Source organism: Streptomyces niphimycinicus (assembly GCF_018883605.1).
GTDB classification, from domain to species: Bacteria; Actinomycetota; Actinomycetes; order Streptomycetales; family Streptomycetaceae; genus Streptomyces; species Streptomyces niphimycinicus.
The window spans coordinates 1-12662 of record NZ_JAHLEM010000639.1; the positions used below are offsets into that span (position 1 = coordinate 1).

General features: G+C 68.4%; 11 protein-coding genes, 1 tRNA gene and 1 pseudogene. 4 read left to right on the forward strand and 9 right to left on the reverse strand.

Going from position 1 to position 12662, the window contains the following annotated elements:
* Together KN815_RS38610 and KN815_RS38615 are read left to right on the forward strand one after the other, a co-directional pair.
* Positions 1–774, forward strand: a 774-nt coding sequence (locus tag KN815_RS38610; RefSeq protein WP_253209501.1) for a class E sortase, incomplete at its 5' end; no start/stop codon positions are given.
* Positions 775–814: 40 nt separating this feature from the next.
* Complete coding sequence (locus KN815_RS38615) at positions 815–1555, forward strand: class E sortase (protein ID WP_216346476.1); 741 nt, start codon at positions 815–817, stop codon at positions 1553–1555.
* A gap of 164 nt (positions 1556–1719) precedes the next feature.
* On the opposite strand, the pseudogene KN815_RS38620 reads toward KN815_RS38615, so the two are convergent.
* The 7 genes and pseudogenes from KN815_RS38620 to KN815_RS38650 form a co-directional block, all read right to left on the reverse strand.
* A pseudogene (locus tag KN815_RS38620) lies at positions 1720–2101 on the reverse strand (IS30 family transposase); the annotation flags it as partial.
* 262 nt (positions 2102–2363) lie between these two features.
* On the reverse strand, positions 2364–4379 hold the full coding sequence (gene pknB, locus KN815_RS38625; protein ID WP_216346477.1) for a Stk1 family PASTA domain-containing Ser/Thr kinase: 2016 nt from the start codon (positions 4377–4379) through the stop codon (positions 2364–2366).
* 167 nt (positions 4380–4546) lie between these two features.
* Positions 4547–6019 (reverse strand): peptidoglycan D,D-transpeptidase FtsI family protein, encoded by a 1473-nt coding sequence (locus KN815_RS38630; protein ID WP_216346478.1) that lies wholly within the window; start codon positions 6017–6019, stop codon positions 4547–4549.
* Positions 6016–7428, reverse strand: coding sequence for an FtsW/RodA/SpoVE family cell cycle protein (locus KN815_RS38635; protein WP_216346479.1), 1413 nt, complete (start codon positions 7426–7428; stop codon positions 6016–6018). The genes KN815_RS38630 and KN815_RS38635 overlap by 4 nt, the downstream gene beginning before the upstream one ends.
* A gap of 22 nt (positions 7429–7450) precedes the next feature.
* Entirely contained in the window at positions 7451–9028 is a 1578-nt protein-coding gene (locus KN815_RS38640) for a PP2C family protein-serine/threonine phosphatase (RefSeq protein WP_216346480.1), read from the reverse strand.
* A 75-nt stretch (positions 9029–9103) separates the two neighbouring features.
* Complete coding sequence (locus tag KN815_RS38645) at positions 9104–9622, reverse strand: FHA domain-containing protein FhaB/FipA (RefSeq protein WP_014053590.1); 519 nt, start codon at positions 9620–9622, stop codon at positions 9104–9106.
* Positions 9623–9632: 10 nt separating this feature from the next.
* Positions 9633–10475: an FHA domain-containing protein gene (locus KN815_RS38650; RefSeq protein ID WP_216346481.1), complete on the reverse strand. Its 843-nt coding sequence runs from the start codon at positions 10473–10475 to the stop codon at positions 9633–9635.
* A gap of 327 nt (positions 10476–10802) precedes the next feature.
* On the opposite strand from KN815_RS38650, the gene KN815_RS38655 reads away from it, so the two are divergent.
* A tRNA-Leu gene (locus KN815_RS38655) sits at positions 10803–10889 on the forward strand.
* 279 nt (positions 10890–11168) lie between these two features.
* On the opposite strand, the gene KN815_RS38660 is transcribed toward KN815_RS38655, so the two are convergent.
* On the reverse strand, positions 11169–11822 hold the full coding sequence (locus tag KN815_RS38660) for an FMN-dependent NADH-azoreductase (protein ID WP_216346482.1): 654 nt from the start codon (positions 11820–11822) through the stop codon (positions 11169–11171).
* Positions 11823–11937: 115 nt separating this feature from the next.
* Between KN815_RS38660 and KN815_RS38665 the strand changes: the two genes are divergently transcribed.
* Positions 11938–12315 (forward strand): winged helix-turn-helix transcriptional regulator, encoded by a 378-nt coding sequence (locus KN815_RS38665; RefSeq protein WP_216346483.1) that lies wholly within the window; start codon positions 11938–11940, stop codon positions 12313–12315.
* Positions 12316–12467: 152 nt separating this feature from the next.
* On the opposite strand, the gene KN815_RS38670 is transcribed toward KN815_RS38665, so the two are convergent.
* Positions 12468–12662 (reverse strand): hypothetical protein (locus KN815_RS38670; RefSeq protein WP_216346484.1); only part of this gene is annotated, 195 nt, incomplete at its 5' end.

The following is a 12662-nucleotide window of genomic DNA, read 5'->3' on the forward strand; positions in this document are numbered from 1 at the left end:
GGCGCCACAGGGCCCACGGAGGGCGCGGGGAGCGCCGCGGGCGCCGCGCCCCGCACCCGTATGGAGGCCAAGCGTGCCGCGCGGGCCCGTAAGGACAGCCCCGGGGTGGTGGCGAGCCGGGTGGTGGGGGAGCTGTTCATCACGCTCGGCGTGGTGATGCTGCTCTTCGTCACCTATCAGCTCTGGTGGACGAACATCCGTGCCCATCAGCAGGCCAACGGCGCCGCGAACAACCTTCAGAAGAAGTGGGACGAGAACGGCGGCGACGACCGGGACCCGGGCACCTTCTCCCCCGGGCAGGGGTTCGCGATCATCTACATCCCCAAGCTGGACGTGAAGGCCCCGATCGCGGAGGGCATCGACAAGCACAAGGTCCTCGACCGCGGCATGGTCGGCCACTACGGCAAGAGCCCGCTGAAGACCGCCATGCCATGGGACAAGAAGGGCAACTTCGCGCTCGCCGGGCATCGCAACACCCACGGCGAGCCGTTCCGCTACATCAACCGCCTCAAGCCCGGCGACGAGATCGTCGTCGAGACGCAGAGCCGGTACTACACCTATGCGATGAAAAGCATCCTGCCGCAGACGTCGCCGTCCAACACGGGCGTCATCAAGCCGGTGCCGCCCGGCTCCGGCTTCACCGAACCGGGCCGGTACATCACGCTGACCACCTGCACCCCCGAATTCACCAGCACCTACCGGATGATCCTCTGGGGCAAGATGGTCGAGGAGCGGCCGCGTAGCAAGGGAAAGCCGGACGCGCTGGTCGAATGAGCGGGAACAGCCGGGAAACCAGAAAAAGGGGTACGACGCGGTGGCACGCACCGACCACGACGAGCGGCAGGACCGGCACCCCGGCCCGCCCGCAACGCCCAGCCGTCGTACCGGCCGTGGGCGGGTAGCCGCGGCCATAGCGGTCTTCGGCGAGCTGCTGATCACCGCGGGGCTGATTCTCGCCCTGTTCGTCGTCTACTCGCTGTGGTGGACCAACGTCCTGGCCGACCGCGAGGCGAAGAAGCAGGGCGACCGGGTGCGCAAGCACTGGTCGCAGCAGGGTCCGGGCAGGCTGGACACCAAGAGCGGCATCGGCTTCCTGCACGTACCGTCCATGCACAACGGCGAGGTGCTGGTCAAGAAGGGCACCAGCACCGAGACCCTCAACGACGGTGTGGCCGGTTACTACACCCAGCCGGTCAAGTCCGCGATGCCGTGGGACAAGAAGGGCAACTTCAGCCTGGCCGCGCACCGGGACGGGCACGGTGCGAAGTTCCACAACATCGACAAGGTCCACGACGGCGACGCGGTGGTCTTCGAGACCCGCGACACCTGGTACGTCTACAAGGTCTACGCGACGCTGCCGGAGACCTCGAAGTACAACGTGGAGGTGCTGAACGCGGTCCCGAAGGAGTCGGGCCGCAAGCGGCCGGGCCGCTATATCACGCTCTCGACCTGCACTCCCGTCTACACCTCCCGCCACCGCTACATCGTCTGGGGCGAACTGGAGCGCACCGAGAAGGTCGACGCGGACCGCACGCCCCCCAAGGAACTGCGCTGACCCCCTCGGGACGGTCTCCTGCCCCCTCGGACGGTCCCTGAGCACGAAGAAGCCCCTGAGCACGACGAAGCCCCTGAGCACGCAGAAAGCCCCTGAGCACGACGAAGCCCCCGGCACCCTTCTCGGCGGTTTCTAGGGGTCGTTGCAACACATGGTCGGTTTGATCAGGCCGCGAGCAGTTTATGCAGGTGCTCGGCTGGGGTTTCCCAGCCGAGCGTTTTGCGTGGGCGGCCGTTGAGCTCGGCGGCGACGGCGTCGAGGTGCTCGCGGCTGTGGACGGACAGGTCGGTGCCCTTGGGGCGGCAGGAAGTACTCGAGTCAGCCTGCCCGGCGTCCTGCGGCACGTTACGGGCGGCCAACCCGATCACAAACACCGCTGCCCCCAATACAAGTCGGGAAGTACTGCCGCAGCAGACCGTTCGTGTTCTCGTTCGAGCCGCGCTGCCAGGGGCTGGCCGGGTCGCAGAAGTAGACGGGGACATCGGTCGCGACGCTGAACTCGCGGTGGCGTCCCATTTCGCTGCCCTGGTCCCAGGTCAGGGACCGCTTCTTGCGGCCCTCGGGCCGGCCGTTACGCCACTCACGGCCGGTCCGAGGGTTGACGCCTACACGTTCACACGCATCCGCGTTACTGAAGCCCAGTCGCATGAGCCGGAAGTATTCCTCCCGCTCCCGACGCAGCTTCTTTCGCCCCTGGATCTTCTGCTTGCGGATCTCGAAGTCCATCGCACCCCCTGAACTGGGGTGTTGCGACGACCACTAGAACCTAAGCTCAGGATGCCGGGGGCTTCCCCGTGTCACCGTGCTGCTAGAAGCCGTTCTGGCCGCCGAAGATGCCTCCGCCGCCCCCGCCTCCGTCGCCGTTCCCTCCGCCGCCCTGCCCGGCGACCGTGATGAGGTTCACGGACTGGCCCTTGGGCACCTGGGTGCCCGCGCCCGGCTGGCTGGCGATCACGGTGGCGTTGTCGTCCTGCGGACCGGCGATGTTGCCCACGTTCAGGCCCAGGTCCTGGAGCGCCTTCTTGGCGTCCTTGAGCTTCTGGCCGCCCAGGTTGGGCACCGGCACGTTCTCCTCGGCGGCGGCCTTGGCGACGGTCAGCGTGACCGTCGAACCGGGCAGCACCTCCTGGCCGCCCTTGGGCGTCTGGTCGGTGACCGTACCGGCCTCGACGTCGCCGTTGTCGACCTCCTGCGTCTGGACCTTGAGGCCCTTCTGCTGGAGGGCGGACGTGGCGTCCGCGACCTTCTGCGTGGTCACGTCCGGGACGGTGACCTTCTGCTGCGCCTCGGCCACGGTCAGGGTGATCGTGGTGCCCTTCGCGACCTTCTTGCCGCCCTTCGGGTCCTGGTCGATCACCTTGCCGGCGGTCTGCTCCGACTGCTGGGTCTTCTGCTCGACCTTGAAACCCTTGGCCTCGAGCTGGTCCTTGGCCGACGCGTACTGCACGTTCAGGACGTCGGGCACCTCGACCCTCGCCGCGGGCTTGGGGCCCTTGGACATGGTCAGCTCGACCACGCCGTACCGCTTGATCTCGCCGCCGCTCCCGGGGTTCTGCTCGCAGACGGTGTCCTTGTCCGCGTTGTCGCAGAACTTGGAGCCGACGTTCTTGATCTTGAAGTCGCCGTTCTCCCCTTGGCTCTTGGCGTCGGCGATCGTCTTGCCGACGAGGCTGGGGACCGGGACCATGTCGTCGTTCTTACCGCCGCCGAACAGCGACTTCCCGATGAAGATCGCGCCGACCAGCACCAGTATCCCCGCGACGATCAGCAGGATCGTCGAGAGGTTGCTCTTCTTGCCGGAGCCCCCGCGCCCCCGGCCACGGTCCGGCCGGTCGTCGTAGCCGAAGCCCCCGTCGTCCTCGCGCATCGGCGGGAGCATCGAGGTCTGCGCCCCGGCACCGGAGTTCTGCGGCCGCAGCATCGCGGTGGGCTGGTCCTCGGAGCCGTAGCCGACCGCGCCCAGTGCGGCGGTGGCGGCCACCGGCTGGCCCTCCAGGGCCGCCTCGATGTCGGCACGCATCTCGTCGGCCGACTGGTAGCGGTAGTCGGGGTCCTTGACCAGCGCCCGCAGGACGATGGCGTCCATCTCCGGGGTGATCTCGGGGTCGTAGGTGCTCGGCGGCTGCGGGTCCTCCCGCACATGCTGATACGCGACGGCCACCGGGGAGTCGCCCACGAACGGCGGCCTTACGGTCAGCAGCTCGTAGAGCAGACACCCGGTGGAGTACAGGTCGCTGCGGGCGTCGACGGTCTCGCCCTTGGCCTGCTCGGGGGAGAGGTACTGGGCGGTGCCGATGACGGCGGCCGTCTGTGTCATGGTCATACCGGCGTCGCCCATGGCGCGGGCGATGCCGAAGTCCATCACCTTGACCTGGCCGTCCCGCGTGAGCATGACGTTGGCCGGCTTGATGTCCCGGTGGACGATGTTGTTGCGGTGCGAGTACTCGAGCGCCTGGAGGATTCCGGTGGTCATCTCCAGTGAGCGCTCGGGGAGCAGCTTTCTGCCCGAGTGGAGAAGCTCACGCAGCGTGGAACCGTCGACGTACTCCATCACGATGTAGGGGATCGAGACACCGTCGACGTAGTCCTCGCCGGTGTCGTAGACCGCGACGATCGCGGGATGGTTGAGCGAGGCGGCCGACTGGGCCTCTCGGCGGAACCGGGCCTGGAAGGACGGGTCACGGGCGAGGTCCGCCCGGAGCGTCTTCACAGCGACAGTACGGCCGAGGCGGGTGTCGTGCGCGAGGTAGACCTCCGCCATGCCACCGCGGCCGAGCACTGAGCCCAGCTCATACCGGCCGCCGAGGCGACGCGGCTCTTCCATAGCTACTCCAGCCCTCTTCCGTGGTTCCCGGCCGCACCCATGGGGGCCGGCGAAGTGCTGCTCGCGCATACCGTACCCGGCACGTCTTACGGGACCCGGCCTCAGCCGCTATCTGATACCGGACCGGTACGGCGACGTGCGGGATTGGCATCCGGACGTGACCGGGGTCACTTGTCGCGCTCGGTTCCCAGTACGGCCTGCATCACGCTCTTGGCGATCGGCGCGGCCAGTTTGCCACCGGCGATGTCGCCACGGAGGGTGTCGGAGCCTTCGATGACCACCGCGACCGCCACCGGCGAGCCGTCCTTCCCCTTGGCGTAGGAGATGAACCACGCATAGGGGTTCTTGCTGTTGGCGACGCCGTGCTGCGCGGTACCGGTCTTGCCGCCGACCGTGACGCCCGGGATCCGGGCGCTGGTGCCGGTGCCCTCCTTGACCACGGTCTCCATCATGCTCTGGAGCTTCTGGGCGTTCTCCGAGCTGAGCGGCTGGCTCATCTCCTCCGGGTCGGTCTGCTCGACGGTGTTGAGGTTGGGCGCGCGCAGCGAGTCGACCATGTACGGCTTCATCAGCTTGCCGTCGTTGGCGACCGCGGCGGCGACCATGGCCATCTGGAGCGGGGTGGCCCGGTTGTCGAACTGGCCGATGGCCGACATCGCGTTGCCGGGCTGGTCCATCTTCTCGGGGTAGACGCTGGCGTCGGCGCGGACCGGCGTCAGGAACTCCTTGTTGAAGCCGAACTTCTCGGCCTCCTCGCGCATCTTGTCCTTGCCGAGGTCGTCACCGAGCTTGCCGAAGACCGTGTTGCAGGAGTAGCGGAGCGCCTGCCGCAGCGAGGCGTCCTTGCAGGGGATGTTCCCCTCGTTGGGCAGCGGCTGGGTGGACAGCGGGAGCTTCCAGGGGTCCGGGGAATCGGTCGGCCCGTCGATGTCCGTGTACTTGCCGTTCTCCAGCGCCGCCGCCGCGGTGACGACCTTGAAGGTCGAGCCGGGCGGGTAGGTCTGACGGAGCGCCCGGTTGAGCATCGGGTCGTCCTTGTCGACGTCCGGCTTGAGCGCGTTGTACGCGTCAGAGTCCTTCTTGGAGGCGCCCGCGATCTTCGAGGGGTCGTAGCTCGGGGCGGAGGCGAGGGCGAGGATCTTGCCGGTGCGCGGGTCGAGCGCGGCGACGGCGCCCTTCTTGTTACCGAGACCCTCGAAGGCCGCCTTCTGGGCCTTGCCGTTCAGTGTGGTGATGACGTCGCCGCCCTTCTGCTTCTTGCCGGTGATCATGTCGATCGTCCGGTTGAAGAAGAGGCGGTCGTCATTGCCCGTGAGGATCTGGTCTTCGAGCTTCTCGATCTGGTTGGCGTCGAACGCCTGCGAGGCGTACCCCGTGACCGGTGCCCACATGGGACCGTTCTTGTAGGTGCGCTTGTACTTGAAGTCGGTGCCGTTGGTCTCGACGGATCCGGTGATCGGCTGGCCGTCGACGATGATGTTGCCGCGCGGCTGGCCGTAACGGGCGATCAGCACCCGGCGGTTCTTATCGTGGTTCTTGAGCTCGTCGGCCTGGACGTACTGGATCCAGTTGTCCCGCAGCAGCAGGGCGAAGACGAGAAGTCCGCAGAAGATCGCGATTCGGCGCAGCGGCTTGTTCACGGTCGGACCACCTGGGTCATCTCGGCGTCTGTGGTGGGAGCGGGCGCCGGCGCCGGACGGCGCGCGGTGTCGCTGATCTTGATCAGAATGGCGACGAGTGCCCAGTTGGCGATGACGGACGAACCACCCTGTGCGATGAACGGCATGGTCATACCGGTCAGCGGGATGAGGCCCATCACACCGCCCGCCACGACGAAGACCTGAATGGCGAAGGCCGCGGACAGGCCGATGGCCAGCAGCTTGCCGAACGGGTCGCGGGCGGCGAGGGCGGTGCGCACACCGCGCTCCACGATCAGGCCGTAGAGCAGCAGGATCGCCATGGTGCCCGCGAGCCCGAGCTCCTCGCCGATCGTGGCCAGGATGAAGTCGGAGTTGGCGGCGAAGCCGATGAGGTCGGAGTTGCCCTGGCCGAGGCCGGTGCCGAAGACACCGCCGGAGCCGAAGGCCATCATCGCCTGGGCGATCTGGTCGCTGCCGCCGGTCTTGAACGCCGCGAAGGGGTCGAGCCAGGCGTCCACCCGCTGCTGGACGTGCGGTTCGAAGGTGGCGACGCCGACCGCGCCGACCGCCGACATCAGCATGCCGAAGACGATCCAGCTTGTGCGCTCGGTGGCGACGTACAGCATCACGACGAAGAGGCCGAAGAACAGCAGCGAGGTGCCGAGGTCGGTCTCGAAGACGAGGATGAGGATGCTTATGGCCCAGACCACCAGGATGGGGCCGAGGTCGCGGCCGCGGGGCAGGTACAGCCCCATGAAGCGGCGGCTGGCGAGCGCGAGCGCGTCCCGCTTGACCATGAGATAGCCGGAGAAGAACACGGCGATGATGATCTTGGCGAACTCGCCGGGCTGGATGGAGAAGCTGCCGAGGGTGATCCAGATGCGCGCGCCGAACCGGGGCGGGAAGAACACCGGCAGGATCAGCAGGATCAGCGCCACCACCATGGAGATGTAGGTGTAGCGCTGGAGCAGGCGGTGATCCTTGAGCAGGATCAGCACGCCGACGAAGAGGGCGACACCCAGCGCCGAGTAGATGAGCTGGTTGGGAGCCGAGGGCGCGAAGACCTGGCCGATGCTCTCCGCCCGCTGGGCCAGCCGCTTGGACTGGTCCAGCCGCCAGATGAGCACCAGGCCCAGCCCGTTGAGGAGGGTGGCGATCGGCAGCAGCAGCGGATCCGCGTACGGCGCGAACTTCCGGACCACCAGATGGCCGACGGCGGCCAGCAGACCGAGTCCGATGCCGTAGCTGAGCATGCCGGAGGGCATCTCGTCGCTGAGCGCCAGGCCCGCGTTGGCGTAGGCGAAGACCGGAATGATCACCGCGAAGACGAGCATGGCCAGCTCGGTGTTCCGCCTGCTCGGCGGCCCGGCCGTACTGATCGTCGTCGTGTTGGTCGTACTACTGCTCATGGGTGGACGGCCCCTTACGGCTTCACTGCTGGGTGCTGCTGCACTGCGGGACCAACTTCTTCTCCTCCTCCGAGAGGGTGGGGCCGGGCTTCGGAGTGGAAGACGTCGTCGGCGTGGGCTTGGTTGTGGCCTTCGCGGCGCGCGCCCCGAGCTGGCTCTCGGTGTTGTTCCCGGAATGGGCGCCCGACGGGCTGGCGCTGTTGGAGGGGCTGCCCCCGGAGCCGCCGTTCTTGCCCTTGTCGCCGCCCGTGAGGTCCTTCTGGCTGTCCTCGGCCTTCTCCTGGGCCTCGGCCTTCTTACAGGCGCCGGCGAGGGTGGCGAGGTCCTTGGTCTTGTCCTCGGCCTGGCCCAGCCCGCTGACCGTGATGGTGTCCTCCACACGGCCGCGCTGGTCGGCCGGGAGGTACTTGAGTTCGATCTCGCGGTGGTCCTCATGGACCTTGTTGAGCTTGATCCAGGCCAGGTCCTGGCTGATGCCCTGGTAGATCGCGACATGGTCGCCGTTGGAGCCCACGTAGTACTGCGTCTGGGTCCAGCGATAGCCGCCGTAGAGCCCGCCGCCGATCACGGCCAGGCCCAGCACGATGAAGAGCGACCGCTTGGCCCAGGTCTTGGCGCCGCTCTTCTTGGTGAAGTCGCCGTCGGCGTAGTCGTCGAAACTGCCCTGTGGCAGACCGCCCATGGCCGGGTCGCCACTGCCGGGCGGTCCGAAGCCGCCGTGCGGGTCCCCCTGCTGGGGGACGGACCTGCCGAGCTCGGCCGCGCGGCCCGCGGGGGTGTGCGCGGCGCCGCCGTCCCCGAGCGGGACCTGGTTCTCGGCGACCGCGCCCACGATCACGGGGGTGTCGTTGAGCTGGGCGGCCAGGGTGTCGCCGCCGTCGACGTCGAGGACGTCGGCGACGATGCAGGTGATGTTGTCGGGGCCGCCGCCGCGCAGGGCGAGCTGGATCAGCTCCTGCACGGTCTCGTGCGGGCCCTGATAGTTGCCGAGGGTCTCCTCGAGGGTCTGATGGCTCACGACGCCGGACAGGCCGTCGGAGCAGATCAGATAGCGGTCCCCGGCCCGGACCTCGCGGATGGACAGATCGGGCTCGACATGGTCGCCGCTGCCCAGCGCGCGCATCAGCAGGGAGCGCTGCGGGTGGGTGCCCGCCTCCTCCTCGGTGATCCGGCCCTCGTCGACCAGGCGCTGCACCCAGGTGTGGTCCTGGGTGATCTGGGTGAGCACACCGTCGCGCAGCAGATACGCGCGCGAGTCGCCGACGTGCACCAGGCCGAGCCGCTGGCCGGTCCACAGCAGGGCGGTGAGCGTGGTGCCCATGCCCTCGAGCTGGGGGTCCTCCTCGACCATGACGCGCAACTGGTCATTGGCCCGCTGCACGGCGCTGCCGAGGGACGTCAGGAGGTCCGAGCCCGGGACGTCGTCGTCGAGCTGGACGAGGGTGGAGATCACCTCGGAGCTGGCGACCTCGCCGGCGGCCTGGCCACCCATGCCGTCCGCGATGGCGAGCAGCCGGGGACCGGCGTAGCCGGAGTCCTCGTTGCCCTCCCGGATCATGCCCTTGTGCGATCCGGCCGCGAAACGCAGTGACAGACTCATGCGCACCTCGCCTGTCGGCTCCGGGTACAGCCCCTTGCCAACCACGCTGCCCACCCTCCGGTCGTCATGGTCCTACTACTTCCGCAGCTCGATGACGGTCTTGCCGATGCGAATCGGCGCACCCAGTGCGATCGGTGTCGGTGTGGTGAGCCGGGTCCGGTCGAGATACGTGCCGTTGGTGGACCCGAGATCCTCGACGATCCACTGGCCGTCACGGTCCGGGTAGATCCTGGCATGCCGGCTGGAGGCGTAGTCGTCGTCCAGCACGATTGTTGAATCGTGCGCACGGCCGAGGGTGATGGTCTGCCCCTGGAGGGCGACCGTGGTGCCGGTGAGCGTGCCCTCGGAGACCACCAGCTTGGTGGGGGCACCGCGGCGGCCACGGCCACCGGACTGCTGGCGCTGCGGCGGCGGCGCGCTCTGCCGCTGTTGCTGCTGCTGCGGCCGGTCGGGGGCGCCGCGCCGCGCGGAACCGCGCTGGGTCACGCGGGTCCCGAACAGATCGCTGCGGATGACCTGGACGGCCACGATGACGAACAGCCACAGTACGGCGAGGAAACCCAACCGCATGACCGTGAGGGTCAGCTCTGACATTGCCCCCGCTTCACCCTTCGGCTTGCCGGTAAACGATGGTGGTGCTGCCCACGACGATCCGCGAGCCGTCGCGGAGCGTAGCGCGCGTGGTGTGCTGTCCGTCCACCACGATGCCGTTGGTCGACCCGAGATCCTGGACGGTCGGTGGGGTTCCGACCCGGATCTCGCAGTGTCGGCGGGAGACACCGGGATCGTCGATCCGCACGTCAGCGTCGGTGGAACGGCCCAGGACGAGCGTGGGCCGGGAGATCTGGTGGCGGCTGCCGTTGATCTCGATCCAGCGGCGGGTCTGGCCCTGCTGCTGGGCTCCGGCGCCGGCCCCGGCTCCGCTGGTGCGGGGCGCAGGACGGGCGCCGGGGGGCGTGGACGGCATCGGCGGGGCACCGGCGGGCTGGGCGGGGTAGCCGTAACCGCCGGGGCGCTGCTGCGGGGCTCCGGCGCCGGGGCCGCCCGCCGCCTGCTGCGGGTCCTGGGACTCGCTGGACGCCAGTGTCCGGCTGCGCACCCGGTACAGGCCGGTGTCGAGATCGTCGGCCTTCTGGAGATGCACCTTGATGGCGCCCATGAAGGTGTAACGCTGCTGCTTGGCGTAGTCGCGGACCATACTGGCCAGCTCGTCGCCGAGCTGGCCGGAATACGGGCTGAGCCGCTCGTAGTCGGGCGTGCTCAGCTCGACGATGAAGTCATTGGGGACGACCGTCCGGTCGCGGTTCCAGATCGTGGCGTTGTTGTCGCACTCCCGCTGGAGGGCGCCGGCGATCTCGACAGGCTGGACCTCGGACTTGAACACCTTGGCGAAGGTGCCGTTCACGAGGCCCTCGAGACGCTGCTCGAAGCGTTTCAGTACTCCCACGGGGCACCTCCTTCCGTCACTCGTGCTCTGTGCCGTCCTGGTACTGCTTACTGATCGTATCCACGCGTCGGGAAATCGAGTGGTTCCCCTTCCTGGCCCTGTGGAGCAGTGTCACCCCTCACAGGGATCGTAGAGGTGCCCTGACGACAGTGTCCCGCAACCGTGACGCTCCACGGACGAGTGGGGGGCGGGGGCGCCGGTAACGGGTGTGATTGCACCCCGGAGGGCGTGCTAATGTTCTGGATGTCGAAAGGCGCTCCACACGAACCGGACAGGTCGAGAAGATCAGCCGGGGAGCGGAACGAGTGGCCGGACGGCAGCACCCATGCGCGGGTGGCGGAATAGGCAGACGCGCTGGATTCAGGTTCCAGTGCCCGAAAGGGCGTGGGGGTTCAACTCCCCCCTCGCGCACCAGTCGGAGCGGGCCTCTCAGAAGTGACGAAAGTCGCTTTTGGGAGGCCCGCTTCGCGTTGTGGCAGGGATCTTGGCAGGGATCTTGCCGGGGCCTGGCCTTCCCAGGGATATGGCTAGGGGCCTCCCTGGGGAGGGGAGGCCCCTGTGGCCTGATACCCGGGTGGGACGGGATCGGGCGGGTCGGGCCGGGTCATGCGTGCGGTCAGGCTGATCGGTCGGTCAGCCTCACCAGTCGGTCGGACTGATCAGTCGGTCGGGCCGATCGGTCGGTCGGGCCGATCAGGCGGCGAAGCGGGTGGCGAGCTCCTTGGCCTTGGCCGCGGCCTCCTCGTGGGCCTTCGCCTTGGAGGCGTCCGAGGCGTCGACCAGCTCGGCCATGGCCGGATTGCTGCGGGCCAGGGTGAGTTCGGGCACAACGAAGGTGACATCGAGGCCGAGCCCGTCGCCCAGCGTCTTCCTCAGGTAGTTCGTGACGAACTCGAAGCTCTCCCGGGGGGTGCCGGGGCCGTAACCGCCGCCACGGCTGGCGACGACGACGGTCGGGGTGCCCGAGGTGGTGGTCTGCTCGGCGCCCGCGGTGCGGCCCATGATGATCACGTGGTCCAGCCACGCCTTGAGGGTGGAGGGGATCGTGAAGTTGTACATCGGGGCGGCGATCAGAACCGTGTCCGCCTGCTCGAGCTCACTGGCAAGGGTCTCCCGCAGGGCGAACGCCTCGTGCTGCTCGGGCGAGCGCTGATCGGGAGCGGCGAAACCGGCCGCGGCGGCGAGGCCGTCCAGGTGCGGCAGCGGCTCGGCTGCCAGGTCGCGATAGATCACCGTGCCGTTCGGGTGCTGGGCTTCCCATTCCTTGCGGAAGGTGGCCGTGACCGAGCGGGAAGCGGAGACCTCACCGGGGAAGACGGACGTGTCGATGTGCAGAAGAGTCGGCATGGATGCCTCCAGCGAAGAGGGCTCGACAAGGAACCCGTAATACCTACGTACCTACAGATGGCACAGTAGCTTACTTTTCTATAGTCCCGAACCGGAGCGCAGTAGTCTGTATTCCATGGCGAAGGATCGTGGGGAGCACAACGAGCGGGCCTGCAAGCAGGTCGACGGCGAGATGACGCGGTTCTTCGAGCTGTTCGGCAAGCGCTGGACGGGACTCATCGTGGCCGTGCTGACGGAGCAGGCGGCGTACTTCGCCGAGCTTCGGCGAGCCATCCCGGGGATCAGTGAGCGGATGCTGTCGGACCGGCTCACCGAGCTCTCCGCCGCGGGTCTGGTGGTGCGGGAGGTCGACGCCGGGCCGCCGCTGCGGGTGGCCTATCGGCTGACCGACGCGGGGAAGGCGCTGGAGCCCGCGCTGAAGGAGCTGTCGCGGTGGGCGGAGAGCCATCTGCCCTCGGGTGGTTCTGCCTGCCCGGAGCAGTTCCGGGGCTGAGCCCGGGGCCGGGACCGGTTCCGTGACCGGGCCTGGGGCCGGGTCGGGTCGGGCCAGGCCGCGTTGAGTCACGTCTGATCAGGGGTTTCACCATGATCGCCGAGGTTTTCCACAGGCTCTGATGGGGTGGGCCGATAGGGGGTACGGTCTGCTCAGTCGATGTCGTGTGCGAGGAAGGCGGGGGCGCGATGACGGACGACCGGAGCGGTCAGGGCGGCGGAAGCGGCGAGGGCGGCGGAAGCGGCGAGGGCGGCCGGGGCGACGAGAGCGGCCGGAGCGGGCAGAGCGGAGAGAGTGGGCAGAGCGGCGAGCGGGGGCCGGGCGGCGAGGGCACCGCGGGCGGGGCG